Annotated in this window: 19 protein-coding genes and 1 CRISPR repeat array; of the genes, 8 read left to right on the top strand and 11 right to left on the bottom strand. The window is 66.3% G+C overall.

Annotated elements, in window-relative coordinates; translation table 11 throughout:
- Complete coding sequence (locus LRH25_RS09985; protein WP_170200807.1) at positions 1-684, top strand: expansin EXLX1 family cellulose-binding protein; 684 nt, start codon at positions 1-3, stop codon at positions 682-684.
- A 117-nt stretch (positions 685-801) separates the two neighbouring features.
- On the opposite strand, the gene LRH25_RS09990 is transcribed toward LRH25_RS09985, so the two are convergent.
- Both LRH25_RS09990 and LRH25_RS09995 read right to left on the bottom strand, forming a co-directional pair.
- Entirely contained in the window at positions 802-2,727 is a 1,926-nt protein-coding gene (locus LRH25_RS09990) for a B12-binding domain-containing radical SAM protein (RefSeq protein ID WP_141286850.1), read from the bottom strand.
- Between the two features lie 77 nt (positions 2,728-2,804).
- Positions 2,805-3,449, bottom strand: a complete 645-nt coding sequence (locus LRH25_RS09995; RefSeq protein WP_141286851.1) for a TetR/AcrR family transcriptional regulator — start codon at positions 3,447-3,449, stop codon at positions 2,805-2,807.
- Between the two features lie 203 nt (positions 3,450-3,652).
- On the opposite strand from LRH25_RS09995, the gene LRH25_RS10000 reads away from it, so the two are divergent.
- The 5 genes from LRH25_RS10000 to LRH25_RS10020 all read left to right on the top strand — a co-directional run bounded on the left by LRH25_RS10000 (position 3,653) and on the right by LRH25_RS10020 (position 8,808).
- Positions 3,653-4,321: a DUF3313 domain-containing protein gene (locus LRH25_RS10000; protein ID WP_141286852.1), complete on the top strand. Its 669-nt coding sequence runs from the start codon at positions 3,653-3,655 to the stop codon at positions 4,319-4,321.
- 49 nt (positions 4,322-4,370) lie between these two features.
- Positions 4,371-5,123 carry a DUF4397 domain-containing protein gene (locus LRH25_RS10005; RefSeq protein WP_141286853.1) on the top strand — a complete coding sequence of 251 codons (753 nt, stop codon included), beginning with the start codon at positions 4,371-4,373 and terminating at the stop codon, positions 5,121-5,123.
- Between the two features lie 36 nt (positions 5,124-5,159).
- Positions 5,160-7,082 (top strand): AI-2E family transporter, encoded by a 1,923-nt coding sequence (locus LRH25_RS10010; RefSeq protein WP_141286854.1) that lies wholly within the window; start codon positions 5,160-5,162, stop codon positions 7,080-7,082.
- A gap of 22 nt (positions 7,083-7,104) precedes the next feature.
- Positions 7,105-7,815: a beta/alpha barrel domain-containing protein gene (locus tag LRH25_RS10015; RefSeq protein ID WP_141286855.1), complete on the top strand. Its 711-nt coding sequence runs from the start codon at positions 7,105-7,107 to the stop codon at positions 7,813-7,815.
- Between the two features lie 234 nt (positions 7,816-8,049).
- Positions 8,050-8,808 carry a DUF4397 domain-containing protein gene (locus tag LRH25_RS10020; protein ID WP_141286856.1) on the top strand — a complete coding sequence of 253 codons (759 nt, stop codon included), beginning with the start codon at positions 8,050-8,052 and terminating at the stop codon, positions 8,806-8,808.
- A 30-nt stretch (positions 8,809-8,838) separates the two neighbouring features.
- On the opposite strand, the gene LRH25_RS10025 is transcribed toward LRH25_RS10020, so the two are convergent.
- Positions 8,839-9,831 carry an LLM class flavin-dependent oxidoreductase gene (locus LRH25_RS10025; RefSeq protein ID WP_141286857.1) on the bottom strand — a complete coding sequence of 331 codons (993 nt, stop codon included), beginning with the start codon at positions 9,829-9,831 and terminating at the stop codon, positions 8,839-8,841.
- A 98-nt stretch (positions 9,832-9,929) separates the two neighbouring features.
- Here LRH25_RS10025 and LRH25_RS10030 point away from each other — a divergent pair, with 98 nt between their 5' ends.
- Together LRH25_RS10030 and LRH25_RS10035 are read left to right on the top strand one after the other, a co-directional pair.
- Positions 9,930-10,253 carry a hypothetical protein gene (locus tag LRH25_RS10030; protein ID WP_231011075.1) on the top strand — a complete coding sequence of 108 codons (324 nt, stop codon included), beginning with the start codon at positions 9,930-9,932 and terminating at the stop codon, positions 10,251-10,253.
- Positions 10,254-10,261: 8 nt separating this feature from the next.
- The gene (locus LRH25_RS10035) at positions 10,262-10,621 is read left to right on the top strand and encodes a hypothetical protein (protein WP_141288303.1); all 360 of its coding nucleotides are present in this window, start codon (positions 10,262-10,264) and stop codon (positions 10,619-10,621) included.
- 25 nt (positions 10,622-10,646) lie between these two features.
- Here the strand turns inward: LRH25_RS10035 and LRH25_RS10040 are convergent, their stop codons facing one another.
- The 8 genes from LRH25_RS10040 to LRH25_RS10075 all read right to left on the bottom strand — a co-directional run bounded on the left by LRH25_RS10040 (position 10,647) and on the right by LRH25_RS10075 (position 25,867).
- Positions 10,647-11,222 (bottom strand): methylated-DNA--[protein]-cysteine S-methyltransferase, encoded by a 576-nt coding sequence (locus tag LRH25_RS10040; RefSeq protein ID WP_141288302.1) that lies wholly within the window; start codon positions 11,220-11,222, stop codon positions 10,647-10,649.
- Between the two features lie 109 nt (positions 11,223-11,331).
- Positions 11,332-15,687: a CRISPR direct-repeat array (repeat unit 28 nt; unit sequence TTTCTGAGCTGCCTACGCGGCAGTGAAC).
- 129 nt (positions 15,688-15,816) lie between these two features.
- Positions 15,817-16,380, bottom strand: coding sequence for a type I-F CRISPR-associated endoribonuclease Cas6/Csy4 (gene cas6f, locus LRH25_RS10045; RefSeq protein ID WP_141288301.1), 564 nt, complete (start codon positions 16,378-16,380; stop codon positions 15,817-15,819).
- A gap of 11 nt (positions 16,381-16,391) precedes the next feature.
- The gene (gene csy3, locus LRH25_RS10050) at positions 16,392-17,432 is read right to left on the bottom strand and encodes a type I-F CRISPR-associated protein Csy3 (RefSeq protein WP_141288300.1); all 1,041 of its coding nucleotides are present in this window, start codon (positions 17,430-17,432) and stop codon (positions 16,392-16,394) included.
- A gap of 20 nt (positions 17,433-17,452) precedes the next feature.
- Positions 17,453-18,472 (bottom strand): type I-F CRISPR-associated protein Csy2, encoded by a 1,020-nt coding sequence (gene csy2 / locus LRH25_RS10055; RefSeq protein ID WP_231011076.1) that lies wholly within the window; start codon positions 18,470-18,472, stop codon positions 17,453-17,455.
- The gene (gene csy1 / locus LRH25_RS10060) at positions 18,469-19,674 is read right to left on the bottom strand and encodes a type I-F CRISPR-associated protein Csy1 (RefSeq protein WP_211361575.1); all 1,206 of its coding nucleotides are present in this window, start codon (positions 19,672-19,674) and stop codon (positions 18,469-18,471) included. The genes csy2 and csy1 overlap by 4 nt, the downstream gene beginning before the upstream one ends.
- 493 nt (positions 19,675-20,167) lie before the next feature.
- Positions 20,168-23,560, bottom strand: coding sequence for a type I-F CRISPR-associated helicase Cas3f (gene cas3f / locus LRH25_RS10065; RefSeq protein ID WP_231011077.1), 3,393 nt, complete (start codon positions 23,558-23,560; stop codon positions 20,168-20,170).
- On the bottom strand, positions 23,557-24,570 hold the full coding sequence (cas1f, locus tag LRH25_RS10070; protein WP_141289087.1) for a type I-F CRISPR-associated endonuclease Cas1f: 1,014 nt from the start codon (positions 24,568-24,570) through the stop codon (positions 23,557-23,559). The genes cas3f and cas1f overlap by 4 nt, the downstream gene beginning before the upstream one ends.
- A 190-nt stretch (positions 24,571-24,760) precedes the next feature.
- Complete coding sequence (locus LRH25_RS10075; protein ID WP_141289089.1) at positions 24,761-25,867, bottom strand: molecular chaperone DnaJ; 1,107 nt, start codon at positions 25,865-25,867, stop codon at positions 24,761-24,763.
- Positions 25,868-25,959: the final 92 nt, after the last annotated feature.

Here is a 25,959-nt window from a genome sequence, read left to right on the forward strand (position 1 = left end):
ATGAACACCAAGACGCTGTTTCGCGCCAGTCTGCTGACTGGCTTTGCCCTGCTGGGCCTGGCGACCGCACCCGCCTGCGCGGCGAAGACCGGGCAGGCCACCTTTTACGGCTACAGCGGCGGGGGCAACTGCATGCTGCCGGTGCCAGGCGACGTGTACACCGCTGCCATCAACGGGACCGATTACCAGGGCTCCAAGGCCTGTGGCGGCTACGTGCTGGTGAAGAACAGCGACACCGGGCAGACGGTGAAGGTGCGGATCGACGACCAGTGCCCCGGATGTCCCGCGGGCAATCTGGACCTCTCTGCCGAAGCCTTCAAGCAGATCGCCGATCCGGCGCAGGGCATCATCAACATCAGCTGGAAATACGTGCCGTACGACCAGCCCAGCATGCAGCTTTTCATTGCCGACGGTTCCAGCCAGTACTACACGGCGGTGCAGGTGCGGCACCATCGCTACCGCATCAACAAGCTGCAGTACCGCCTCAGCGCGCAAGGGGGCGCGTGGACCACGGTGGCGCGAACCGATTACAACTATTTCGTCAAGCAGGACGGCATGGGCCCCGGCCCGTACGACTTCCGGCTGACGGACGTGAACAAGCAGGTGGTGGTGGTGCCGAACGTGCCGCTGCAGACCGGCGTGGAGATCGAGACCGGCAAGCAGTTCCCGGTCTACGCGCCCTGATGATCATCCAGGGCATTTCGCTTCCCGTGTCGGCCTCATGAGAAAACGAAGGGTCGCCCCAGGTTTTCTCATCCTCCTCGGGGGGCCTGACGCGAAGCGGCAGGTCTGGGGGCGCTCTCAGCCCCGCTCGGCGAGTGCCTTGGCAATGCGCTGCCGGCCCACGGTGGGCCGCGGCACCTTGCCCTTGACCTCGTCGAACCAGGCGCGCACGTCTTCTTCCAGCATGTTGCCGTGCATGTAGTTGTAGATGGCCTTCTTCAGGCCGCGGCCGAGGGCGTCGTGGTCGGTGCCGGTGGGGTCCAGGAAGCCCACGTCGTTTCTCGCGAACTTGCCGTCCGGCAGCGGCAGCAGCGTGATGCCGTAGTCCGCCGGCTGCTGGCCCACGGGTGAATGCACGGTGCAGGCGAAGCGGTGGAAAAAGCCGCTGTGGATGCAGCCGTTCTCGAACAGCTGGCGCACGTATTCCAGCGCGTCCACCGTGTCCTGCAGCGTCTGCGTCGGAAAGCCATACATCAGGTAGGCGTGCACCAGGATGCCGGCATCGGCAAAGCCCTTGGTCACGCGCGCGACCTGCTCGACCGACACGCCTTTTTTCATCAGCTGCAACAGCCGGTCCGAGGCCACTTCCAGGCCGCCCGAGATCGCCACGCAGCCGCTGTCGGCCAACAGCTGGCAGAGGTCTGGCGTGAAGGTCTTCTCGAAGCGGATGTTGCCCCACCAGGAGATGCCCAGCTCGCGCTGGATCAACTCCTGCGCCAGCGTCTTCAAGGCCTTGGGCGGCGCGGCTTCGTCGACGAAGTGGAAGCCGGTCTGGCCCGTCTCGGCGACGATCTGCTGGATGCGGTCCGTCAGCACCGCGGCCGAGGCGCCCTCGTAGCGCGAGATGTAGTCCAGGCTCACATCGCAGAAGCTGCACTTCTTCCAGTAGCAGCCGTGGGCCACGGTGAGCTTGTTCCAGCGGCCGTCGCTCCACAGCCGGTTCATCGGGTTGAGCATGTCCAGCAGCGACAGGTACTGGCCCAGCGGCAGCCCGTCCCAGGTCGGCGTGCCGACCTCGGCGAAGGCCACGTCGGCCTCCATCATGTTGACGTAGCGGACCTCGCCAGACTCGGCATCGCGCACGAAGGTGCGCACCAGGCGCTGGCGCGAGCGCTGGCCTTTGACATGCTCGATCAAGGCCAACAGCGGGCGCTCGCCGGCGTCCAGCGTCACGAAGTCGACGAAGTCGAACAGCCGCGGCTCGCCCAGCTCGCGCAGCTCGGTGTTGACGAAGCCGCCGCCCAGCGCAATGGCCACGCCGGGGAACTCGCGCTTGATGGTCTGCGCAATGCGCAGCGCGGCATATACCGCGCCGGGGAAGGGCACCGAGAGCAGCACCAGCTGCGGCTGGTGGCGCGTCAGCGCTTCGCGCGTGAGCGCGGCAAGCGTGTCGTCCAGCAGGTTGGGCGGCTGGGCCAACGCTTCGGCCAGCGGGTCGAAATGCGGCTGGCTGGTGGCGAGCTGCTCGGCGTAGCGAACGAACTCGAAGCGTGGGTCCACCGCGTCGCGCAGCACGTCGGCCAGGTCGTTCAGGCACAGCGTGGCCAGGTGGCGGGCGCGGTCCTGCAGGCCCAGCGCGCCGAAGGCCCAGTGCAATGGGTCGCCGCTGCCGTCGTCGATGTAGTGTTCCAGGCTCGCGAAGCGTGCACCTTCGGGCAGCCAGAAGCGGGTGACGATGCGGTGCGCCAGCGTTGCGTCCGTCCCTTGCAGGAAGCGGATCAGCGATGCGATGCAGGCACGGTAGCGCCGGAACTCGTTGATGAAGTGCCGCACCTGCGCCGAGCGGCGCGCTTCGGGCAGCGCCTGGCAGGCGGCCAGCACCTGCTCCAGCCCGCTGGGCGAAAACAGCCGCAGCACCAGCGCCAGCGCGAAGTCTTCCTGCACGGCCTCAATCTGGCGCGAGCGCAGGAAGCCGGTTAGATAGGCGGTGGACGGGTAGGGCGTGTTGAGCTGCGTCATCGGCGGGATGAGGCTCAACACCTTGAACTCGGAAGCGGCGGACATGGGCGGGCACAGGGCAACGAGGGGGTGGCCCAGGCCACCAGGCCGCAGTTGCGGTTCGCCCGAATTGTGCCAGCCGGCTACCGGCCCGCTTGCTCGGCCTTGCCCTGGCGGGGAACTGCGCCCATCAGGAACATCTCCACCGCCCGGTGGACCTTGGCGCGCACCTCGGTCTCGGACACCGGTGGCGGCGGGTTCTGGAACACCCGATTGTTGATTTCGGCCGTCAGCAGCGCAAAGAACTGCTGGGCCATGACCTTGGGGTCGGTCCGGCGCAGTTCCTCGCGTGCCATGGCCGCGGAGACGAGCTTGGCAATGGCCTCGATGCTCTGCGCAGGGCCGGATTCGTGGAACAGCTGGCCCACCACCGAATGGCCGGATTCCGCGACGACCATGCGGTAGACGGCGATGGCCTTCTCGTCGTTGACCAGCACGTGCAGCATGCGTTCACCAAAGCGCGTGAGCTGCTCTTTCAGCGGGATGGACTTTTCATCGACCTGCGCCAGGTCATCCACCGCGTCTGCCAGGTTGGCGGTGGCCAGGGTCTCTACCACGGCCACGAACAGCGCTTCCTTGGACGGGAAGTACCCATACAAGGTGGCCTTGGAGCCGCCAAAACGGCGAGCCAGCTCATTCATCGAGGCCCGCTCGTAGCCCACCTCCTGGAACAGCTCCGCCGCCGCCAGAACGATGGCGCTGCGGCGCGCCTCCGTGCGTACCTTCATCCTTGCTCCTCAAAAGTGAACCGGATGGTACTTTTTTCTTGACGCGCCGGAAAAGCAAATCAATAATGAACCGTACGGAGCGGTTTTGATTTCGTCGGTGAATGGCTGGCAGCGCTGGCGAGCAGCCAACAGGTCGACTCCGCAGCTTCGTGGTCTTGTCTCCGTTGACCGCTCCCTCAATGCGACCTCACCCAGGAACCGCCATGTCACTTTCCAACCCTTGGTTTTCAGGCGCCGCGCTCGCGCTGTGCGTTGGGCTGACGGCCTGTGCCGGCACCCAACCGGTGCCATACGCCGGCATCGCCTCATCCGAACAGCTGCGCCGCAACACCCTCGATGAGACGGGGCGCATCCCGCTGGCCTATCAGTCCGGGGTGGCGCTCAAGCGCTACGGCAGCGTCAGCCTGGATCCGGTGGTCATCTATCGCGGCGCCGACAACCAGTTCGAAGACATCGCCGAATCCGACAGGCGCGAACTGGCGGCCTACATGCAACGCCAGTTTTCCGATCGGCTCGATGACTACGCCCGCCATGCATCCGGTGCGCCTGGCAAGGCCCTGCGCATCCAGCTGACGCTCACGGGCGCCAAGAGCAGTACCGCGGTGCTGAGCACGCTGTCGCGCTTCGATCTGGTAGGCGGCCCCTACAACGCGGTGCAGGCCGCGCGTGGCAAGGAGGGGGCGTTCACCGGCTCGGTGACCTATGCCGTCGAGGTCTTCGATGCCAACACCCAGGTGCTGCTCGCGGCCTATGTCTCCAAGCAATACCCCGGAGCCTGGGACCTCAAGGCGGGCATGGGGGCTTTGAACGCCGCCAAGACCGGCATCCGCAGCGGGGCAGACGAACTGGTGAGTTACCTCCAGGACAACTGATTCCTGCACCTCTTTCCTGGCATTGCCTCCTCATTTCAAGGACACCAGCATGAACTTCCTCTCCAAAGTCGCCCTGTTCGGCGGCACCGTACTCGCCCTTGCCGCTTGCGGCGGTGGCGATACCGCCGAATCCCTGAACATCGGCCCCGGCCAGGTGCGTTTCGTGAACGCCGTGCCGGGCAGCCCCAGCCTTGCGCTCTATCGCAAGGACGACATGGAAAACGAGGCCGGTGTGCAGGCCTATGAAGGTGCATCGAAGTACTACGACACCGTCAACGTGACCTCTGACTGGAGCGCGCGCGACGCCATCACGGGCACGCAGCTCGGCGTCACGTCCATGCGCGTCGAGAACGGCACGCTCTACACGCTGGTGGCCCTCCCGGGTTCCGGCAGCGCCTACAAGCTGCTGCAGATCTCCGACCCCTACAACAAGCCGCTGGATTCCGACCGGGCCCGCGTGCGCATCGTCAACGGCACCCCGGAAGTCGGCAGCTTCGACGTCTACATCACTGCAGCGGGCGCCGACATTGGCAGCGCCACGCCCGCCATGGCCGGCGTCGCCGGCCAGATGCCCAGCCCTGCCTCGGGCTCAGACTCCTTCATGATCGGCGACGGCACGTACCAGATCCGCCTCACCGGCGCAGGTTCGAAGTCCGTCTTCTTCTCCGGCACCTTCAAGCTGGGCAACGACGACGACGTGCTGTTGATCACCTTGCCAGGCGCCGCCAGCGGCGAGGTCAAGATCCTGGACATCCCGGCCGGCAAAACCCAGTCGAACACCGAGATTCCCAACGAGGCCTGACGCACCGCAACCGCATGAACCGCGAGGCCGCGCACCATGTCCCACCCTGCCGCCGCCACCCCGCGCGTGGTGCCGCCCGTGCTGCAAACTGCAGTCGTCATCCTGGCGCTCGCCGCGGCGCTGGCGCTGCTGCACTTCGGCCGGGCAATCCTGGTGCCGGTGACGCTGGCCGTCGTGCTCAGCTTCGCCGTGACACCCTGGGTGCGCACCCTGCGGCGTTGGCGCCTGGGGCCGCGATCGGCGGTATTCGCGGCCGTGGCTTCCGTGGTGCTGGTGGTGTCGTGGCTGCTGCTGCTGATGGGCACGCATGCCCTGCACATGGCCGAGCGCCTGCCTGCCTACCAGGCGACCCTGAGCGCCAACCTGGATGCCTTGCGTTCGGGCGCGCTGCTGCCGCAGCAGAAGACCTGGGACGCGGCTGACGCGCTGCTGGACGCGCAGCAGGCGGACAGCGGCACGGGCCAGCCTTTCCAGGCTTCTGCCGGGGGCCCTGCGGCACCTCCGACAAGCACGCCGCTTCGACGCCTGCAGCAGTTGCTGTCTTGGCTGTGGGGCCCGCTGGTCAGCGCGGCGGTGGTGGGCATCGTGATGGTCTTCGTGCTGCTTGAGCGGGAGTCGCTGCGGGACCGGTTCATCCGCCTGATCGGTCAGGCCGATCTGCGCGTCACCACGGCGGCCATCGACGATGCGACGGAGCGGCTGTCGCGCTACCTGGCCCGGCTGTTCGTCGTCAACCTGGGGGTCGGTGGGGCGGTGTGGGTGGCCTTGTCGCTCATCGGCCTGCCCGACGCCTTCCTCGCCGCCGCCTCTACCGTGGTGCTGCGCTTCGTGCCGTTCGCCGGCGTGCCTTTGGCGGCGCTGCTGGCCATGGGACTGGCGCTGGGCGCCTCCGCGGGTTGGCACCTGGTGCTGATGACCGGGGCAGCCTTTGCGGCCGTCCAGCTCATCACCTCGCAATTCATCGAGCCCCGGCTGTATGGCCGGGCCACTGGTCTTTCACCGCTGTCGATTGTCCTGGCCACGCTGTTCTGGGGCCTGCTCTGGGGACCTGTCGGCGTGCTCATCTCCACACCGCTGACGCTGTGCCTGGCCGTGGCCGGGCGCCATGCCAGCTCGCTGGGCTTCCTGGACATCCTGCTGGGCAACGGCCCTGCGCTGACGATGGCGCAGAAGTTCTACCAGCGGGCCCTGTCCGGCGACTCCGACGAGATCATCGGCGACGCAAAAGGCTTCATGAAGCGGCGCACGCTGGCCGTCTATTGCGACGCGGTGCTGATGCCCGCGATGCAGCTGGGCGGGCGTGACTTCGAAGCCGGTGCCATCAGCCTGCGCCAGCAGGCCAAGATTCGTTCGGCCGTGGTCGACGTGGTGGAGGCGCTGGACGGTGCGCGGCGCGAGCCTGGCCTGGCCGGCAGCCGACCCAGGCCGGAGGCAGAGGTGGAGGGCCTGAGTTCGGGCCTGCTGCTGCGTCACAAACGGCTGGCGCGCCAGCGCGCACGGACCCTGGGGGCCCCTGGACCCGCGTCGGCTGCGGCGCGCGTCGTCGTTTGCGTCGGCATGGGTCTGCCAGGTGACGAGCTGGCCACCGAGCTGTTGGTGCGCATCCTGCGCCACCTCGGCCTGGACGCCTACCACCTGACCGCGTCGGACCTGCACTCGCTGCAGACGGCGCAGCCGCCGGCTTCGGCCATCGGCACCGTCTGCATCGTCAGCATGGCAGCCCGTGGTGAGCATGCACCTGGTGATGCCTTGTGCGAACGCCTGGGCGCGGTCGCCCCGGAGGCCGCTCGATTTGCCTTGCTGCTGCCCGGGCCGGAGGCCGAGTCGCTGGGCAACGCGCTGCGCGAATCGGTCGACAGCATGGGCCACGCCTTCGAGCGCATTGCTGGCGAGGTTCTCGCCCACTCGGTGGGCGGCGTGGCGCCCCTCGCCGCGCCGCAGACCCACCTTCACATGTGAATCCGTGACGCAGGAGCAGACCTTGGACCGACTGTTGAACGAGATGACGCCGTGGGCGCCGCAGTCCTGGCCCTCGGGCCTGCCGCTGCTGGTCACGCTGCCCGGGCTGCGCGCCCAGGACGCCGCTCGAACCGGGGCGGCGCTGTACGCCGCCGGGTTTCGCGTGATGGCAGTGCCATGGGCGGGTCTGGCCACGCTGGCCACGCTGCAGCAATTGGTCCGTGCCTTGCCAGCCGATTGCGTGGTCGGCGCCACCGGTGTCAATGATGCGTCGCAGGTGCGGGACATCGCTCGCGTGGGCGGGCGCGTGGTGGGGGTGCAGGCCTTCGAGCCCGAGTTGCTGCTGCTCGGGCTGCGCTTGCGCCTTTTCGTGGTGCCGCAGGTCTATTCATTGCGAGAAGCTTTGCAGGCGATCCAGTCGGGTGCGCAGGCTGTTCGGCTGCACCTCGCGGATGACATCACCCGCCGAGCGCTGATGGACTTCGAACCCTTCTTGCCCGAGGGCGTCGAGATCTGGCCCGCGGGCAACTGCCCCTTGGATGTGCTCCCGCTGCGGTTTGCGCTCGACCACCATGTCTACCGGCCCGATCAGCCCGACGCTGCGAGCCAGAGGCTGGCGGCGTTTGGCTTGGCCAACTGGACGCGCGCTCGGTCCGTGATGGAGGCGGCGATGCCGAGAAATTCCTCGAAGGCCCGGCCTGGCGAAGCTTCGGGTGCTGGCCTGGAAGATTGAACGACGACGTAGCCCGCACGCACCATCACCAGCCGAAGCCGGGCACTGCCAGGCAGTGGACCGGCTGGCCGGCGGCGCAGCAGGACACAAGCGGAAACACGGATTGCCGGCCTGCGCCTACAAGGCTGCGCGGCAGCAGCTCACACGCCAGCGGGTGGCGTCAACGGTCTACTTCCAGCACTGCGAACACCGCGCCTGCGCTGTTCAACCGTGATCACAACGAGAGGCTGTCCCATGACCATTCGCTCCAAACTCGCCCTGCTGGGCTGCACCCTGTTTGCCGTGTCTGCCCTGTCCGCCTGCGGCGGCGGTGACACCGCCGATTCGCTGAACCTGGGCTCGGCCCAGGCCCGTTTCATCAACGCTGCGCCTGGCAGCCCGAGCCTCACCCTCTATCGCAAGGGCAACTACGAGACCAGTGCTGGCGTTCAGGCCTATGAAGGTACCTCCAAGTATTACGACACCCCCAGCGTGACCTCCGACTGGGCGATCCACGACTCGACTGTCGGCACCGTGCTGGCGACGACCTCGCTGAACACCGAAAACGCCACCAACTACACACTGGTCGCGCTGCCCGACGGCACCGGCTACAAGCTGATGACGATCTCGGACCCGTATGACAAGCCGGTGGACTCCAACCGTGCCCGCGTGCGCATCCTGAACGGCTCGCCGCTGACGGGTACCTACGACGTCTACATCACGCCGCCCGGCACCGACCTCGCCACCGTTTCGCCGAACATGGCTTCGGTGGCCAGCCAGGCCGCGGTGCCAGCCTCAGGCGCCAACTCGGTGTTCATCGGCAGCGGCACTTACCAGGTCCGCCTGACGCCCGCCGGCTCGAAGACGGCGTTCTACAGCGCCAGCATGACCGTGGGCGATGACGACGACGAACTGCTGATCAGCCTGCCCAGCGACGACGGCCTGAACGTGCAGCTGCTCGACGTGCGCCATGGCAGCACGCAGGACAACCTGCTCATCGCTAACACGCTGTAAGCCAGCACCGGCTGGTGCAGGCCTGTGCCTTCAGCGCCAGGCCTGCGCCAGCAGTTCGTAGGAACGCAGCCGCGCACCGTGCGCATGCAAGGCCCCGGCGACGATGAACTCGTCGGCCCGGGTCTCCTTCTGCAAGGCCAGCAGCTTCTCGCGCACCGTCTCTGCGCTGCCCACCGCACTGGCCGCCAGCATGCGCTGCACGCTGTGCTTCTCGTGCGGCTGCCACATGGCTTCCATCTCGGCTGGATCGATGGGCGGCGGCAGCGGGCCGCGTTGGCCGCGCTGCATGCCCAGGAAGCGCTGCTGGATCGAGGTGAACAACCGCGCCGCTTCGGCATCCGTGTCGGCCGCGATCACGTTGACGCCCACCATCGCATGTGGCTTTGGCCATTCGGCCGAGGGCTTGTAGCTGTCGCGGTAGATGTCCAGCGCCTGCAGCAGCATGTCTGGCGCGAAATGCGAGGCAAACGCGAACGGCCGGCCCAGCCAGGCGGCGAGCTGCGCGCTGAACAGGCTGGAGCCCAGCAGCCACACCGGCACCTGCGTGCCCATGCCGGGAATGGCGCGCACCGCCTGGCCCGGCTTGGCGTCGTCCAGGTAGGCCATCAGCTCCTGCACCTCGCGCGGGAAATCGTCTTCGCTGGTGGCCATCGGCCCGCGCCGCAGTGCGCGGGCCGTCGGGCCATCGGTCCCCGGCGCACGGCCCAGCCCGAGGTCAATGCGACCCGGATACAGCGTGGCCAGCGTGCCGAACTGCTCGGCAATCACCAGCGGCGCATGGTTGGGCAGCATCACGCCGCCGGAGCCCACGCGGATGCGCGTGGTGCCACCGGCCACGTGGCCGATCAGCACCGCAGTGGCCGAGCAGGCCACGCCGTCCATGTTGTGGTGTTCGGCCAGCCAGTAGCGCTTGTAGCCCCAGGCTTCGGCATGCTGGGCCAAGTCCAGGCTGTGCTGCAGCGCTTCGCGGGCGCTGCTGCCTTCGGCAATGGGGGCGAGGTCGAGTACGGACAGAGGAATCATGGCGCCCATCTTGGCCCTGTCGGCCTGCCCTTGGCTGGCGGACGGTTTTTGCGGCCATTGCACGGCGCAAGGCCGCGCAGGCTTCAAAATCCCGTCCCATGTCCTCCTTGTCTCTCTTCCTGGCCCGCGTGGCGCTGGCCATCCGGCGTGTGGTGCTGGCGCTGGCCGGCCTGGTGTTTGTGGCGGTGCTGCTGCTCGTGGGCCTCACGCTGGGCCTGGTCCTGCTGCTGTGGGCATTGCTGCGCGGCCGGCGCCCATCGCCGATGAACCTGCGCTGGGGCCGCGGTGCCCGTGGCATGCCCGGCTGGGCCACCGGCCGCCAGCCGTCCGCAAACAGCGCCGAGGTGGTCGACATCCAGGCCCGCGAGGTGCCGGCGGCTGTCGACGCGAACGCCCCCGTGTTGCCCCGTCAGCCACGCTGAGCCCCTGCATGCCTGCCAACCGACCCGAGCGCTGGGCGCTCGATGCCGGCGACGGCGATGTCGCCGTGCTCACCATCCCGGCCGTGCTGCTGCAGCACCGCGTGTTCGAGATCGACGTGCGCTTCGTCGTGCGCAACCCGGCCCAAGATGCCCAAGCCTGGCACGCCCTCAGCGTGGAGCTGGACGGCAAACGCGAATGGTCCCGCCGCCTGCCCACCCACCCAGGCACCAGCACCGATTCGCTGGACTACCACTGCCGCCGCGAACTGCCCGCCGGCCAGGCCCTGCGCATCCGCGCCGTCACGCAGATCGGCCCCGGCACCCGCCGGCAGAAGCTGGTGATCGAGGCCGAAGAATCGGTGGATTGAAGCGGGTCTGCCGGCCCGGCAGCGCTCAGAAAAGCCCCGGCTGGTCCGGTGAAGCCGCTGCCCCGAGACCAGCACCTTCCAACTGCAGCAACTGCAGCTTCAGCGGCACGCCGCCGCTGGCCGAGAAACCGCCAGCCAGCCCGCCTGCGGCCAGGATGCGATGGCACGGCACGATGGGCGCAAACGGATTGCGGCCCAGCGCCTGACCCACCGCACGCGCCATGGCCGGCGGCTGATCCAGCAACCTGGCCATCTCGCCGTAGCTGCGCGTCTGCCCCGGCGGAATCTGCCTGGCGAGCTGCCACACCTGGACATGGAACGGCGCATGCCCGTCGAAGTTCAAGGCCACATCCGCCAGCGTGTCCCGGCTGCCTTCGGTCAGCACTGCCAGCCAGCGCCGGGCGACCACCGCCATGGCCGGCGGCAGCGTGTCGTGCCACGGCAGCTCCGGAAACTGGTGGCGCAGGCGGCGTGCCGTGTGCGCCGGGTCGGCTTCGGGCAGGCAGCAGCCCCGCAGCCGCCCGTCATCGCCCCAGCCCAGGCCACAGGCGCCGACGGGTGTGTCGAACAGGGCGGTGCCACCGGTCATGGAGGTGCTCATGGTGTGTTGCGCTGCGTGTCCACGGGCGAACATCATCGCTTGCATTGCGCTTGGAGCGTGCGCTATGAGATGTATGCCGGCGGACCATTCCGCGACGAAATTTCAAAAATGTCTGAGCTGCCTGCGCGGCAGTGAACGCGGATGCTTGTTCCCTCGCTGGGGAGGTCGAATTTCTGGGCTGCCTGCGCGGCAGTGAACACTCGGCCCACCTCGCCTGGGTCCAGTACTTCTTTCTGAGCTGCCTGCGCGGCAGTGAACGTTGACGAAGCGGAAGTTGCGCCCCCACATGATTTCTGAGCTGCCTACGCGGCAGTGAACGGGCCACCAGATCGGCACGCCGGCCAGCTCCATTTCTGAGCTGCCTACGCGGCAGTGAACGTCCACTGGGCCACGTCGAGAATGAACTCGATTTTCTGAGCTGCCTACGCGGCAGTGAACTTACGGCCGGTTCACGTCGCCGCGGGCCAGCAGTTTTCTGAGCAGCCTACGCGGCAGTGAACATGCCGCACGCGACGAGCTGGGCAACCGTGATTTTCTGAGCTGCCTGCGCGGCAGTGAACTCACTGCTTGCATGTGGCCTCCTACGCCATCTTTTCTGAGCTGCCTACGCGGCAGTGAACTCGCACCACGCGGCCTGGCCTGCCCTCTGTAGTTTCTGAGCTGCCTACGCGGCAGTGAACGGGGCAGGCGCCGCTGATCTGTGGGATCACCATTTCTGAGCTGCCTACGCGGCAGTGAACCTGGCCACGTCCTGGCGGTTGTCTTCCAGGAATTTCTGAGCTGCCTACGCGGCAGTGAACGCCGTGATCTGTTCGCGCAGCGTCGTCATGGCTTTCTGAGCTGCCTACGCGGCAGTGAACCGCGACATCAAGCTGCTTTATGGCCAGCAGCATTTCTGAGCTGCCTACGCGGCAGTGAACGCCCTCGCTGCCGCACCCGTAGCAGCGCCAGGTTTCTGAGCTGCCTACGCGGCAGTGAACCTACGCCAAGATCACCTACGCGGACAGTGAATTTTCTGAGCTGCCTACGCGGCAGTGAACGAGCGCCACGAGGCGCCGCCGCCGGCATTGGTTTTCTGAGCTGCCTACGCGGCAGTGAACGGTCTCCAACGCCTGCCGCAGCAGCGCGGTGTTTTCTGAGCTGCCTACGCGGCAGTGAACGCGGTTGCGCGGGATCAGCCACCAGCGGCGCATTTCTGAGCTGCCTACGCGGCAGTGAACTCATCTTGGCCTTCAGCTTGCCGGTCAGGATATTTCTGAGCTGCCTACGCGGCAGTGAACGGACGCCATAGCGCGGGAAATGGGCGTGCAGTTTTCTGAGCTGCCTACGCGGCAGTGAACGAACAATCCGGTTCATCATGGTGCTCCTGCATTTTCTGAGCTGCCTACGCGGCAGTGAACGCGGACAAGAGAAAGTCCTTCGCGCCGCCAATTTTCTGAGCTGCCTACGCGGCAGTGAACAGCGAATTCCTTGGGCGCCCAGCGGCTGGTCTTTTCTGAGCTGCCTACGCGGCAGTGAACCCAGCGCACATACTTGCCTTCCATCTCTGCATTTTCTGAGCTGCCTACGCGGCAGTGAACACTGAAGGCTGTCACCTCGGCGGTTTCGACCGTTTCTGAGCTGCCTACGCGGCAGTGAACCTGGGCGGCGTCGTCACTGGGCAGCGTGCCGATTTCTGAGCTGCCTACGCGGCAGTGAACCGCGATCAGCCGCGCCTTTAGGCGCTCGGTCTTTTCTGAGCTGCCTACGCGGCAGTGAACATCAGGTGCGCATTCGCGATCTCTTCTTCGATTTTCTGAGCTGCCTACGCGGCAGTGAACGCGAGCGCCGCTACGCCGCCAGCCGCTTTGATTTTCTGAGCTGCCTACGCGGCAGTGAACGTTGGGCAAGGTGGTCATGGCTTCTTCCCCCATTTCTGAGCTGCCTACGCGGCAGTGAACGAAATCACAGTCCGATACCAACCGAACGAAGATATTTCTGAGCTGCCTACGCGGCAGTGAACCGCGGCGCAAGGTGTCCCCGTCGAAACGCTCATTTCTGAGCTGCCTACGCGGCAGTGAACCCGTATGAAGCGCGTCGGGCTGATGAGGTGTTTTTCTGAGCTGCCTACGCGGCAGTGAACCAGCAGATCGGCCACATCCTGTCCAGCGTGCATTTCTGAGCTGCCTACGCGGCAGTGAACTGTTCCTCTGGGCGCTGCTGAGTTTGGTGCGCTTTCTGAGCTGCCTACGCGGCAGTGAACTCAGCTACTTCTGCGTCTGTCATCCACATAACTTTCTGAGCTGCCTACGCGGCAGTGAACCCGCGTGCCAGAGTTCGTGCACGTTGTCTTCTTTTCTGAGCTGCCTACGCGGCAGTGAACATGTCTTCGCCCGCGTACCCGCCTGGCTCGTTTTTCTGAGCTGCCTACGCGGCAGTGAACAACGACACGGTGTCCGATCCCGCCGTCATCGTTTTCTGAGCTGCCTACGCGGCAGTGAACCACATGACCATCCAATCAATCACGGCGCACATTTTCTGAGCTGCCTACGCGGCAGTGAACTGATCGAATCCGTGCCGGTGGTGGGCCGGTCTTTTCTGAGCTGCCTACGCGGCAGTGAACGCTGTAGACCGCTTCGGCCTGGGATTGAGTGATTTCTGAGCTGCCTACGCGGCAGTGAACGAGGTGGGTCGTGGGATGTGCCGTTGCCATCTTTTCTGAGCTGCCTACGCGGCAGTGAACCAATCGTGCGTGCTCATTGCGCTTGTCCGTTTTTTCTGAGCTGCCTACGCGGCAGTGAACGCTATAGACGGCTTCGGCTTGGGCGGGGGTGATTTCTGAGCTGCCTACGCGGCAGTGAACATGGTCTGTTGCTCTTGTTGGTCGCTGGTCATTTTCTGAGCTGCCTACGCGGCAGTGAACGGCAACGGTTGACTAGGCATGGACCAGCACGATTTCTGAGCTGCCTACGCGGCAGTGAACCTGGACTCTTCAAGTGACGCAAGGGGTAGATTTTTCTGAGCTGCCTACGCGGCAGTGAACGCGAAGGCGGACACGCTGAAGCCAAGGAAGGCTTTCTGAGCTGCCTACGCGGCAGTGAACGGTCGGCCCGCAGGAAATTGCCTTCCTGGCCATTTCTGAGCTGCCTACGCGGCAGTGAACTGCGTCGTTGGCGCCGCCGCTGAAGTTCGGCATTTCTGAGCTGCCTACGCGGCAGTGAACTAATCACACAGGACATCCTGGGCTTGCGTTATTTTCTGAGCTGCCTACGCGGCAGTGAACGAGTTTCACGGAGAGTTCCTTTGTTGACGTGATTTCTGAGCTGCCTACGCGGCAGTGAACACTCGGTGGTGCGAAGATCTTGTAATCTGTCATTTCTGAGCTGCCTACGCGGCAGTGAACCACGGCCTCACGCATCACTGCGCGTCGAAACTTTTCTGAGCTGCCTACGCGGCAGTGAACGCCTGTGCAGGCAGTTCGCCGGCGGGGTCGGTTTTCTGAGCTGCCTACGCGGCAGTGAACGGCAATAATTTGCTCGCGGTGGCGCTCGTAGTTTTCTGAGCTGCCTACGCGGCAGTGAACGCGCATCGGCGCAATCTCGGCGTTCACCACCTTTTCTGAGCTGCCTACGCGGCAGTGAACGAAGATGGTCGAGCGCCGCAAGGTCGAGCTGAATTTCTGAGCTGCCTACGCGGCAGTGAACTTGGTCAGCGGCGCGCAGCGCGTGCTCTTCATTTTCTGAGCTGCCTACGCGGCAGTGAACGTTGTACGCGGATTCGCTCGCGCGGCTTATTTTTTCTGAGCTGCCTACGCGGCAGTGAACGCCGCCCAGTGGCGCGTGTATGTGCCCGCACATTTCTGAGCTGCCTACGCGGCAGTGAACACCGCCGTGATGACGTTGCTTCCAACCGTCGTTTTCTGAGCTGCCTACGCGGCAGTGAACAGGAATAGCGTGCGGATCGGAGATGCGCTGCAGTTTCTGAGCTGCCTACGCGGCAGTGAACCCGACCAAGTGGTATTCGACGGCCGGCGTTTTTTTCTGAGCTGCCTACGCGGCAGTGAACCGGCCAGGGTGACAAAGTAGTGGCGCCGGGGTTTTCTGAGCTGCCTACGCGGCAGTGAACAGTAATCGATTCGACAACGTTTGACTGAGCAATTTCTGAGCTGCCTACGCGGCAGTGAACCGCTGCCTCAATGGCACGCATCGCATCCACTCTTTCTGAGCTGCCTACGCGGCAGTGAACCTCTGATGAGGACGTGTCGCCCGCCTTCTTTATTTCTGAGCTGCCTACGCGGCAGTGAACTCATCTTCGCCTGCTGCTCCCCCCTGGGGTGTTTTCTGAGCTGCCTACGCGGCAGTGAACAATGAGACGCATCAGTTGCGCATGCCTGACGTTTTCTGAGCTGCCTACGCGGCAGTGAACATGATTGAGTCCGTGCCGGTGGTGGGCCGGTCTTTTCTGAGCTGCCTACGCGGCAGTGAACTACGCGCGGTCGGGCGTAAGTGCTTGTCGCAACGTGCATTTTGGCCGAAACGGGCTAGCGACCCATTCTGCCGAGTTGCGACGCAAGCGCTTGAAGATCAAGCACTTGCGTTGGTCGCCAGAAAAAGGGTCAGAACCAGGGGACGGTGGCGGTGCTGCTCAGGCCGTAGCTGTTGAAGTCCCCGGCCTGCTCAGCGCCGGTGGATGGGCCCAGCCGCAGAAAGAGCTTGAACCGTTGCCCGGTGCTGGTGCTGGTCAGCGTCAGAAAGGGCAGCTTCAATGTTTCCGCGGCGCTGTCAGGCACCCGTTCAAGTGCCTGCTCTGCCGTGAGCTGGTGACGGCGCATCTGGCGCCGCCGCAGGCGCTCGGGGCTGCTCTTGGCCTGCACGCGGCGCAGGGTGCGCTGGGTTGCCTCAGGGGGCACGGCGACCAGGGTCCGCACGTCTGCATGGTCGTGCATGCCCTGCAGCCAGTCGTGTTCCATCAGCCGCGTTAGTTCGGTGGCGGGACCGATCAACCTCAGGGTGCCGCCCAGCGTGGCGGGGGCCTCCTGGTAGCCGGGAAAGCTCACGCCAATGTGCTGACTCTGGGTTTGCGCCAGCCAGCGGTGCAGCTTGGCAAAGAGCGCGGCCATGAGCTGGTGCGGCGCAAATTCCGGATCCGGCCGCAGATGGATGTCGATGTAGTGGTGCATGGCGTGCTCACTCAGTCCTTGCCTGCGTCGCCAAACACGCCGCCACGAATCAGCGTGGCCATCACGAAATGCTGTTGATCCAGTGCCGGCGCTTTGTCCTTGAGCAGCCAGCCGTCCAGCAGGTTGTAGAAGTCCAGCTTGTCGGTGGGTTTGCGGCAGGCCTTGCCCAGCGTGGTCACGGAGCCATAGGGCTCCACGGCGATGGGGCCCAGCTCGGCCACGTCCGGGTGCCAGGTGTCGATGGTGCGCACCGCATTGCCCAGCTTTTGCGAGTGGATGCCGGCCACGTTTTGCACGTGGTAAAGCGTCTTGCTCTTCTTGCTGCTGCCTTTGTCCAGGATCAGTTCCTGCGAAGGGTAGACCTCCTGTGCAGCGCCGATGCGGGCATAAGCCGTGACCTGCAGCAGCACATGGCTGGTGCCGGCCAAGCCCTGGGCGATGAGCGCGGCAAGGCCGCTCAGCGCCGATTCCGCAGCGGCGGGCGCGCTGAAGTCGCGGAGCGGCAGGTTGAGCGCGTCGAAGACCCAGGTCTGGGCAGCTTGGCCCTGCACCAGGTGGGCGATGTGTACTTCCACCTGCTCGGCACCCACGCGGTTGCGCCACAGGAAGCGCGCATTTGCCAGGTTGTGGGCATAGCGGCGCGCCAGCTCGGCAAAACCCTGACTGTCCGCATAGCCCTTCACCGTGGCCAGCAGCTTGGTTTGGTAGTCCGCGTTGTTGCAGGCGGAAGGCGTGCCCGTGCCGCCCAGCACGCGCAGCGTAAAGCTTGCCTTCAGCGTGTCTGCGCTGGCTGGCAGCGCGGCCACGTCCACGGTTTGCAGATTGGGGTTCTCGATGGCGGCGTCCAGCTTGGCCGGGTCCTGGTCTTTGGTCTTGAGGCGGTTGGAGATGGTGCCGCGCACCGACTTTTCATTGATCTTCACCGGGGTCCAGTCGGCGCTGGCCTGGCGCGTGTCCCAGGCGCCGGCAAAGAATTGCGCGTCAGAGGGGTCCAGCTTGCGCTCGAAGGCGAGCACGGAAGCGGTCTTGAGGGTGGTTTCCTTGGTTGCCATGATGTGTTCTCCCTGGATGTTCAGATGGGGGTGGCCGTCGGGGCCGGGGTGTCGATGAAGCAGCGGTACAGACCGTGTTCGCTGGGATGTTCGGGGTCGTGGTCGTGCCCGATCTGCCAGATCAGGTCGCCCAGGCGCTGCAGCCGGTGCGGGCTGATCCATTGGCCGATGGACCACACGGTTTCGACAAAGCGAAACGGCGTGGCCATGTCCCGTGCGCCAGCCACGCTGCCGGCCGCGTGCAGCGGCGAGAGGGCGGCAAAGCCCACGGGGATGGGCACGATCCAGCCGGGGCGGGGGTCGGTGATCCACTCCATTCGGTTGGAGGGCTCGCCGCCTTCCGCGCCTTCAGGGGTTGCGACGGGGCGGATGGTCCAGCGGGAGAGGTCCAGCCAGGCATCCAGCGTGCTGGCCTGGGCGTCGCGGGTGCGCAGCTCGGCCAGGCGCTGTTGCAGCAGGTCGTCTCGCGAGACCAGGGCGAAGCCCGGCATCAGGCGCCGCGCCAGGCGGCGGAACTGCTCGCGTTGCGCTTCTGCGCCGTCTGGCACCAAGGCCAGGAGTGGGCGCTGGGGGCGGCGCTTGGCGGCAGGCAAGGGCGGCATCACGCTGCCGCCGGCCAGGCGCATGCCGGCCAGCGCCTGCGCGATGCGCTCGGCCAGGGCCTCGCGCTCGGCATCGCCATGCTGCGCGTCGCCCAGCCGCACGTCGAACACTAGGCTGATCTCCAGGTGCGCGCGGCCTTCTTCCACGATGGCGGCGGTGCTGCCGTCTTGCAGGACAGGGTTGCGCGTGAGATGGAAGGCGCGGGTGTAGCCGCTGGTGGTGACCTGCGCCTCGAAGCCGTGGCAGACCACGCCCACGCCCAGCAGGTTGATGCCCGCTTCGGGGCCCAGGCGCCGCTCCAGTGCTGTCATCAGGCCGGTGAAGGCGGTGATGGCCGGGAAGCCCCAGGTCAGCGGGCTGGAGATGGCGTTGGCGTTCTGCACGCGCAGGTGCGGCAGCAGCAGCACTGCGCGGTGTTGCGGAGTGGGCTGGCTCACAGCACGCCCTCCCGTTCCATGGCCTTGAACAGCTCGCGTGCCTGCTTGCGCCAATGCAGGTACTCGGCATCGCCCATGGGCAGAGGGGTGCGCAGCGCGTGGTTGAGCCAGTTGGCAAAGTCCCGGGCCAGTTCGTCGATCAGGTCGGGCGGGGTCTCGCCCGCGCCTTCCGGGTCCAGCCAGGCGCGGTGCGTGGCGGGCAGCTCACAGCGCGCATCGGTCGACCAGCCGGGTTCCAAGGTCTGCTGCTCGGCGGTGAACAGCATCAGTTCTTCCAGCAGGGCCTCTACCCATTCGTCGCGCTGGGTGCGGGTTTCCAGGTTGCGTGCCGGGTCGCCCTCCAGGAAGCGGCGCAGCAACTGGGTCAACCGGCGGGCCTCGGGTCGGTGGCCGAAGACTTTGAACAGCGAAGCCGTGCCCAGCACCGGCCGAATCTCCGCCGAGCGCCACACAGGTGGCAGCGAGGCGAGCAGCATGTTGTTGCCGCGCCGCTCGCTGTTGAGCTGGCTGATGTTCTGCGGCTTGGTACCGCCCAGGCTCTGGATGGCCAACTGCGGATACTCGCGTACCTGGCGCTCGTGCCAGTGGCCCGCCTTGCGGGCCTCGCGTGCGGCCTTGGCCTCATCGCTGAAGCGGTCGTCCTGCAAGGCTTGGTAGACGCGGTGCACCAGCGAGGTGGGGTACAGCGGCGCCAGCAGGTGGTAGCCGGCATCGTCGTGCGGGTCCGCGCCCACCAGCCAGTAAAACTGCTTGGCCAGCGTGTGCGAACTGAGGCGGCCCCGCGCTTCGGACAAGCCCGCAAAAGCGGCCATCCATGCCGCCGCTTGGGCCGGGTCGTCGCTGAGCGCGGCGGCCAGGTCGGCATCTGCCTGTGTCGCCAAGCTCAGCAGGCTTTCGCCCTGGTGCGCCAGCTTCAGGAGCTTGTAGACATCCAACGCGGCGGCATTGCCCACCACATCGGCGTCAAATTCGGCGCCCAGCGCGTGGCTGCCCATTTCGTCCAGCGGCTGCATGCTGCTGGGGTCGCGGTACAGGCTGCTGCCCTTGGCATCCGGGTGAATGGGCTTGAGCGAGTGCGTGACGGCCTGGATCTGCCCGACGCGGCGGGCCGCGTCCTCCAGCCAGATCGCGGGTTGGAACTGCGCCTGCAACTCGGCGCGCTTGGGGTCGTATTCGGCGAGCTTTTCCAATTTGGCGTTCAATCGTTCGGACAAGAAGCCCAGAACAAGCGAACGAAGCTCTGCCTGACGCCCAATGAGGTGCGTAGACATGACATCTCCCTGAGGGGGTGTCGCGGCGCAAGGCCGCGACTAAAATCCCCAGGGCAATGCCGCGGGGATGCTTTGGGAACGCAGCGTCAAGCTGCGTCAGACGCTTATGGTCGGGTGAACGCTACTCACGTTCATATCCTCCTTGGCCGACATCCTTACGACCGTTGGTGCCGTGGCTCTTCAAACCGATGGCGTTGCTCCGAACGCGCAGGGTGTTCCACCACCCTGCGCGTTCACCCAATGTAGGGCGGGCGGTACGCATTTGTCAACCAATGAAGCTCGATTTGTCAATTCATCCATATGCGTGGTGTAACCTCGCCAGACTGCCGTAAGGCAGCTCAGAAAAATGACGCTCGGTTTGCCGATGTCATGCTTCACTGCCGCACAGGCAGCGGGCCGACACCTCAGGTGTCGGCCCTCCTCGTCAATGCCGCTTCTTTGCAAAACCCAAGGCCGGGTGGTAGCGCCAGCCGTCGGGGTTGTCGGGCACCGCCACAGTGCCGAAGCGCTTGGCGCAGAGGTCCAAGGGCATGTCCAGCGCGGTGGCCAGGTCGGTCAGCGCGCTCATGTAGTCAGTGATGCCCCAAGGCTGGATGCGCTCGCCACCCACTGCCTTGTTCGGCACGTGGTGGCATCGCAAGTTAGCTGGTTCATAAATCTCGTCGCCTGGGCGCAAGGTGGATTGCACGCGATATAAGTGAGCAGTCTCACCGTCTTCATCCGGCCGCAACACCAGCGTCACATCGGCTGGGTGCGGCTCCTGGCGGAAGGGCTGGGCGCGTTGCAGGACGGCTGTGAGCGTGGCGTCTTGTGGCGGTGCGTCCCACCATGTGCTGGCGTTGAGTGCTGCCAACGGGGGCGCGGCAGCGGCCTGGGTGCGGGCGCGGCTGACCAACCCGCGAGGCGGTGCAGGCGCGGGCGCTGCGCTCGGCAGCATGTGCTGCTGCAGCCGGGCGTGCTCCAGATCCACCAGTCGCTGTTGGGGCTGCAGTTCGGCGGGCGGCACGATGCGGGGCCGGGCGTCGATCACCGCCAGCTCTTCGGGCCGAACCAGGGCGTGCAGATCGTGGCTGCTCAGCCGGAAGTCGGGTGCCTCGAAACCGGGCTTGCAGAAAGCTGGCTGGCCGGGCTGCTGGAAGTGGCGCAGGTTGTGGTCGAGCACGAGGATGTTGGCTTCGTTGACGGCGCCTGGCCGGTGGCGCCGCACGCGGCCGGCCAACTGGATCAGCGAGCGCATGGACGAAGGTTCCACCACGGCCCAGTCGTAGTCATGGTCGCGGCCCACTTCGGTCACGGGCGAGCCCAGCACGATGAAGAGCTGATCGGCCTCGGGCGCGGCGTCCAGCCGCTGGCGAATGCCGGGCAGGGCGAACACGGCGTCAGGCTCGTGCCGCTTCAGCGCCTGGTCGAGCTGCTGCTCGATGGCTGAGCGCACCAGCAAGGGGTGGCGGGAGTGGTAGACGCACAGGTGCACCCGGCAGCCTTCAGGCGCAGGCTGGCCGAACAAGGCCAGCGCCACTTCAAACAGCGGCTCGATGTTGGCCATGCGAACCAGGCCGAAGCTGACGCGATGGCCGCTGACGGCGTCAACGCTGTGGTGGGCGCGGTGCAAGCCCAAGGCGGCGGCCAGCAGATGGGGCGCCCAGGCCGTGGCCAGCGCGGGCAGATCCTGGCGACCAGCGCCGGGCAGGGCAGGCGCCGGCAGCAGCGCGGCGCGGCGCCGAGGCTGGGACGCCAGCCGGGCCAGCTCGCCATGGCGGCGCTGTGCGAACTGGGCATGGGCCTGGGCAAAGCCGGCCGGGTCCGGGCAGTCCTGCGCCTGCTGGTTGAATTCGTCTACCCAGGCGCAGCAGACCGCCGGCGGGGTCTCGGCGCCGCCGGGGCGGGCGCTGCAGTTGCGCTGGTAGTGCTGGCGCCCATTGCGGTAGGCCTCGAACAGGCCCTGGATCAAGGCTGGCGGCAAGGTGGCCGAGGAGAGCAGCATCCGCGCGCCCAGCAGGCCGGCCCAGTGCACCAGGCGGGTCAAGGCCGGCAGGTCGGCCAGGTCAAAGTCGTCGGGCTCGTCCAGCACCAGATCGCCGCTCATCAGGCGCAGCATGGGCGCGATCTGCCGGCCCCCGCGCTGGCTTTCGGTGGCGGGGGTGAGGTGGTCGATGGTGCAGACCAGCAGCGGGGCCAGCAGCAGCTTGCGCACTTCGGGGTCGGCCACGGCGCGGCGCAGCAGCGGGTGCTGGTCGGTGGCGCCTTCGAACAGCACGTGGCTGTCTTCTTCCAGCAGTTCCTGCCGGGAGGCGGACCCGGTGGCCTCGGCCTGGGCCTCGTGGAATTCGAACAAGGCCCGGCTGGCGGAGCCGCCCACGCGGATGGCCAGGTCGTCATCGCCCAGGTTCAACATGTCGCGGAAGGCTTGGCCGGTCTGCAGCGTCAGCGTGCGCAGGCCCAGCGCGAAGGCGCAGCGCAGCCCCAGGGCCGGATCGGCCAGCGCGTACATGATGCGGGCGTTGGCCAAGGTCTTGCCGCAGCCGGTGGAGGCCATGTTGACGATGAAGGCGCCGTGCTGCTCCGCACGCTCGCGCAGGCCGGCGGCCAGCTCGGCCGATTTGTCCTGCCAGCGATAGCGCTCGGACTTGGCGCGCTGCTTCAGGCTGGGGTGGCGGCCCAGGCGCGGCAGGTGCTGCGCCAGCTTGGGCAGAAAGCGCGCCACTTCCGAGCCATGCTGGGCCACGCCCAGCAGGTGTTCGTCCAGCCGCTGGTTGGGCTGGCCGCTGGAAAGGGTGTTCGCCCACAAGGGGTAGCCGGCATCGGCCTTCACCCGCTCGGCGCTGTCACCTTCCAGGCGGGAGTAGTGGTGATCGGCCAGCATCAGGCTGAGCCGGCTCAGGTGCATCACGAAGGGGTTGTTCAGCAGCGCCTCCGTGGCCGAGCTGGCCGGCTGGCGCACCTGCCACTGGGCCAGCCGGCAGGCCATGCGGCTGGCCCGGCGGCGCCAGGCTTCACTGGTGACGGGCAGGCCCTGCGGGAAGCGCCAATAGGGGGCGAAAGCGCCGGGCTCGGCCTGCGCGAAGGCGCGCTCGTTCCACGCGGGTTGCACCTGGGTTAGCAGGCCGCGCAGGCGCGACATCTGGAAGTCGTCATCTTTGGGCAGCACGGGCAAACGGTGGTGCGTTACCACCAGCCAGCCCAGCGCGAGCGCCAGTGGCGCGTTCTGGAGGGTCTTGAAGGGCGAATCGAAAGCGCCGTCGCGTCCGTCGCAGCGCAGCTGGGTGAGCCAGCGCGCATCGTCTTCGGGGCCAGGCTTGGCCAGGCGGGCTAGCCAGGTGGCATCGTCATCGGTGCCGACAAAGGCTTCCAGCAGGCGCAGCGAGACCCATTCATGCCGGATCAGGTTGCGGCCTTCGAGTTGGCCCCGCAGGCGGGCCTGGAAGGCTTCGATGGCCTTGCCCAGGTCGTGCAGCAGGCCTGCCATGTCGGCCAGCAGGCGGATCAGCTCGCCGCTGTGCCAGTGGTTTTCGTCTTCGGTGCGCAGCACATTGCGCCGGGTGGTGTTGGTGGGCACCGCGCCTTGCTCATTGAACCTGCGGCCATCGCCCACCACCCAAAGCAGCTCGGAATGGTCGAGGCCGCGAATCCAGTGGCAGGCCACGGCGGTGTTCTTGCGCGCGGTCTTGCGCAGCAGGCGGCGCAGGGTGTCCAGCCCGTCCTGGGTGATGGGGGTCTGCCAGGTGCGGTCGCCGCGCCGTTCGGCGAATTGATCGAGGATGCGGCGGGTTTCGGTCAGGGCGCGCTTGTCGCACTGGGAAATGAGCAGCACGTTCATGCGGCGTCTCCGCCCGATGCCGTGTGCGCCGGGGCGCGGGCCAGGCGGCCGAAGGTCTCGGCCACTTCCTTGAGCGTGTCGATCATGAAGTCAAGCGCTTCGCTGCGAGTCAACGCAGAGATGCAGGCCTGCCTGAACTGCTGTTCGCTGTGGCCCTGCATTGCCGAGACAAAGGCCTGCGGCAGGATGACGGCGTCCTTGACCAGATCCGCCACATCGAAGACCAGGCCGCCGCGCCGTGTTTTCCCATGCAGCACCGCCAGGCCGTGAGGCAGGCCCAGCACCCAGGTGGCAGTGGCGCCCAGGCCGTAAGCCAGGTAGTTGCCGTGGTCCAGGAACTGGTTGGCGGCATCGGTGCTGTCGCCCCGCTTGGCGCGGGTGAATTCGCCGTAACCCGTGGCCTGGCTGGCCAGGCGGTAGAGCTGTTTGCTCATGCGGGCTTCTTCGGTGAGCAGGCTCATGGTGTCCGGCGCCGCGCCAAGCGCCGGCAGCGTGGCCGTGATGACGGCTGACAGCGCTGCCAGGTCGGGCTGAAAACCTTGCTCTTTCAGGCTTTTGCTGCCGGCCCAGTGTTGCTGCAGGCGCCCCAGCCTGGCCTTTTGCAAGGCCTTGGCGGCGCCCAACCGCAGCCCGTCGTCAAACCAGAAGCGCACCCAGGCTTGCAGGTACTCGGTGGGGCGGTACTCGCTTTGTGGCGGGAACCAGGCCACCTCCAGCTCTCGCTCCATGCCCGCAAAAAGCGGGGTGCCACCGCCACCGCAAAAGCCCAGCATCACCCCGGCCTTGGCCAGTTCACGCACGGCGGCCTGGGTGATGGAGGTGCCGGTGCCAAGCAGCACCGTGGTGGTGTTGGCGATGGGGATGTTCCAGTAGAGCGACGCCTTGCCCTGGTCGGTCACGTACTCGACGCGACCCCCGTTGACGAGCACGCGGCAGTGCTCCAGGTAGTACAGATTGGCCCGCTTGGAATGCAGGATGGTCTTGAGGTCGCTGGCTGGGATTTGCGTCATTTGGCTGAGCTGAGTGCTTGCAGCCATGGTAGGGACGGGATGGCTCATGGGATGATCTGGATGGCCATCCAGTGGGCGCAACGTCCTTCAGCGAGGGGATGCGCCACCGCCCAAGCGCCACTCATCCAGCGCGGCAACCGTCAAGACAGCCTCAACTGATCCGTTGCCGCCGCCGCCCCGAGGCCAGCGCCTAAAAGAACGGGTCCATGTCGAAGGCGGCGTCTGCCAGCCGTCGGCGGGCAATTTTGAGCCAGCGCTTGGTGGCGGCGGTGTCGCCGAGCAGGTTGATTTCCCTGCCCATCTCGGCCAGTTCAAAGCGCAGGCGCTGGGTCTCTCGCTCAAGCTGTAGGCCCAGCTTGAGCGGGTTCAAGCCCGACCCTGGCGCCAGCCCGAAGTCCATGCAGAAGCTGAACTCGACCTGGCCGATCTCCGTCTTGAGTTCGGCCAGTTGCTCGGCCAGCACCTTGTTGTAGTGCTTCACCCGCTTGGTGTCTGCATTGGTCATGTGCCCGGCGTCGACCTGCTCGATCTGCAACTGCAGCTCCAGCAGCGTGAGCAGGTCGTTGTTCTCGTAGGCCTGGTTGGCCCGTTGCATCAGCGCTGTCTTGATCGTGCGCTGCTCGGCGTCGGTCTCGCGGTCCGGATGCAGCGCGCTGGCCAGCTTGCGGAAGACCTCGCGCACCGACTGTGTGGCCTGCTGGGCTTCGGCCTCGCGGCGCTGCTGCGCGGCGCTCTTGCGACGGCGGGATGACTTGGCCTCCTGCTCGGCATCGGCGGCCTGCGTGTGCGCCTGCATCTGTTGGTGCATGCGCTGCATCAGGTCCTCTTCGCTGGCGATGCCGTCGTCATCCCCCAGGTCCAGCCCTGTCGCCAACTCGGCCAGGTCCTTCATTGCGAGCAGTGCTTGCGCGCGGTCGGTGTCGAAGTCCACATCGGCGTGCCTGGCGAACAGCGCCTTGAGTTCAGCGTCGTCAGCGTTGGCCCCGAGCAGCTCCGCCGCGGCATTGCAGACGAGTTCACTCATTGTTTCGCGCTCGGTGCGCGTCCAGCCTTTGCGTGCAAGCGCCGAATCCAGCGCGAAGGCCCAGCGCCGCTGCAAGGCCTGCTGTTCCTCCAGCAGGGGGACGTGCACCTGTGCGTGCGCCTGGGCATACAGCGCGATGTTGTCCTGCCACGCCGCCAGGGTCTTGCGCGATTGCTCGATCTGCCGGATCAGGGTGTTGAACCGCTTCTGCTCGGGGGTCAGCGCTCGGGCGGGATCGGCGGGGACGATTCGGATGGCGGCGAGGTCGGTCATGGTTCAGGCGCGTCAGCAGATCGGGCATTGTCCGATGAGTCTTTGCCTGTTCGCACCTGGCCGCGCTCCGGGCTGGGCACCCACGCGGGTGC

Origin of the sequence: Ideonella azotifigens (assembly GCF_021043325.1) — a bacterium.
GTDB classification, from domain to species: domain Bacteria; phylum Pseudomonadota; class Gammaproteobacteria; order Burkholderiales; family Burkholderiaceae_C; genus Ideonella; species Ideonella azotifigens.

Bases quoted from the DNA above. Each gene is read 5' to 3' on its own strand.
- LRH25_RS10035 (WP_141288303.1), top strand. From the start codon at position 10,262: ATGCCTGCCAACCGACCCGAGCGCTGGGCGCTCGATGCCGGCGACGGC.
- LRH25_RS10040 (WP_141288302.1), bottom strand. From the start codon at position 11,222: ATGAGCACCTCCATGACCGGTGGCACCGCCCTGTTCGACACACCCGTC.
- LRH25_RS10010 (WP_141286854.1), top strand. From the start codon at position 5,160: ATGTCCCACCCTGCCGCCGCCACCCCGCGCGTGGTGCCGCCCGTGCTG.
- LRH25_RS10075 (WP_141289089.1), bottom strand. From the start codon at position 25,867: ATGACCGACCTCGCCGCCATCCGAATCGTCCCCGCCGATCCCGCCCGA.
- LRH25_RS09985 (WP_170200807.1), top strand. From the start codon at position 1: ATGAACACCAAGACGCTGTTTCGCGCCAGTCTGCTGACTGGCTTTGCC.
- LRH25_RS10025 (WP_141286857.1), bottom strand. From the start codon at position 9,831: ATGATTCCTCTGTCCGTACTCGACCTCGCCCCCATTGCCGAAGGCAGC.
- cas1f (WP_141289087.1), bottom strand. From the start codon at position 24,570: ATGACGCAAATCCCAGCCAGCGACCTCAAGACCATCCTGCATTCCAAG.
- LRH25_RS10020 (WP_141286856.1), top strand. From the start codon at position 8,050: ATGACCATTCGCTCCAAACTCGCCCTGCTGGGCTGCACCCTGTTTGCC.
- csy3 (WP_141288300.1), bottom strand. From the start codon at position 17,432: ATGGCAACCAAGGAAACCACCCTCAAGACCGCTTCCGTGCTCGCCTTC.
- LRH25_RS10030 (WP_231011075.1), top strand. From the start codon at position 9,930: ATGTCCTCCTTGTCTCTCTTCCTGGCCCGCGTGGCGCTGGCCATCCGG.
- LRH25_RS10005 (WP_141286853.1), top strand. From the start codon at position 4,371: ATGAACTTCCTCTCCAAAGTCGCCCTGTTCGGCGGCACCGTACTCGCC.
- LRH25_RS09990 (WP_141286850.1), bottom strand. From the start codon at position 2,727: ATGTCCGCCGCTTCCGAGTTCAAGGTGTTGAGCCTCATCCCGCCGATG.
- LRH25_RS09995 (WP_141286851.1), bottom strand. From the start codon at position 3,449: ATGAAGGTACGCACGGAGGCGCGCCGCAGCGCCATCGTTCTGGCGGCG.
- cas6f (WP_141288301.1), bottom strand. From the start codon at position 16,380: ATGCACCACTACATCGACATCCATCTGCGGCCGGATCCGGAATTTGCG.
- cas3f (WP_231011077.1), bottom strand. From the start codon at position 23,560: ATGAACGTGCTGCTCATTTCCCAGTGCGACAAGCGCGCCCTGACCGAA.
- LRH25_RS10000 (WP_141286852.1), top strand. From the start codon at position 3,653: ATGTCACTTTCCAACCCTTGGTTTTCAGGCGCCGCGCTCGCGCTGTGC.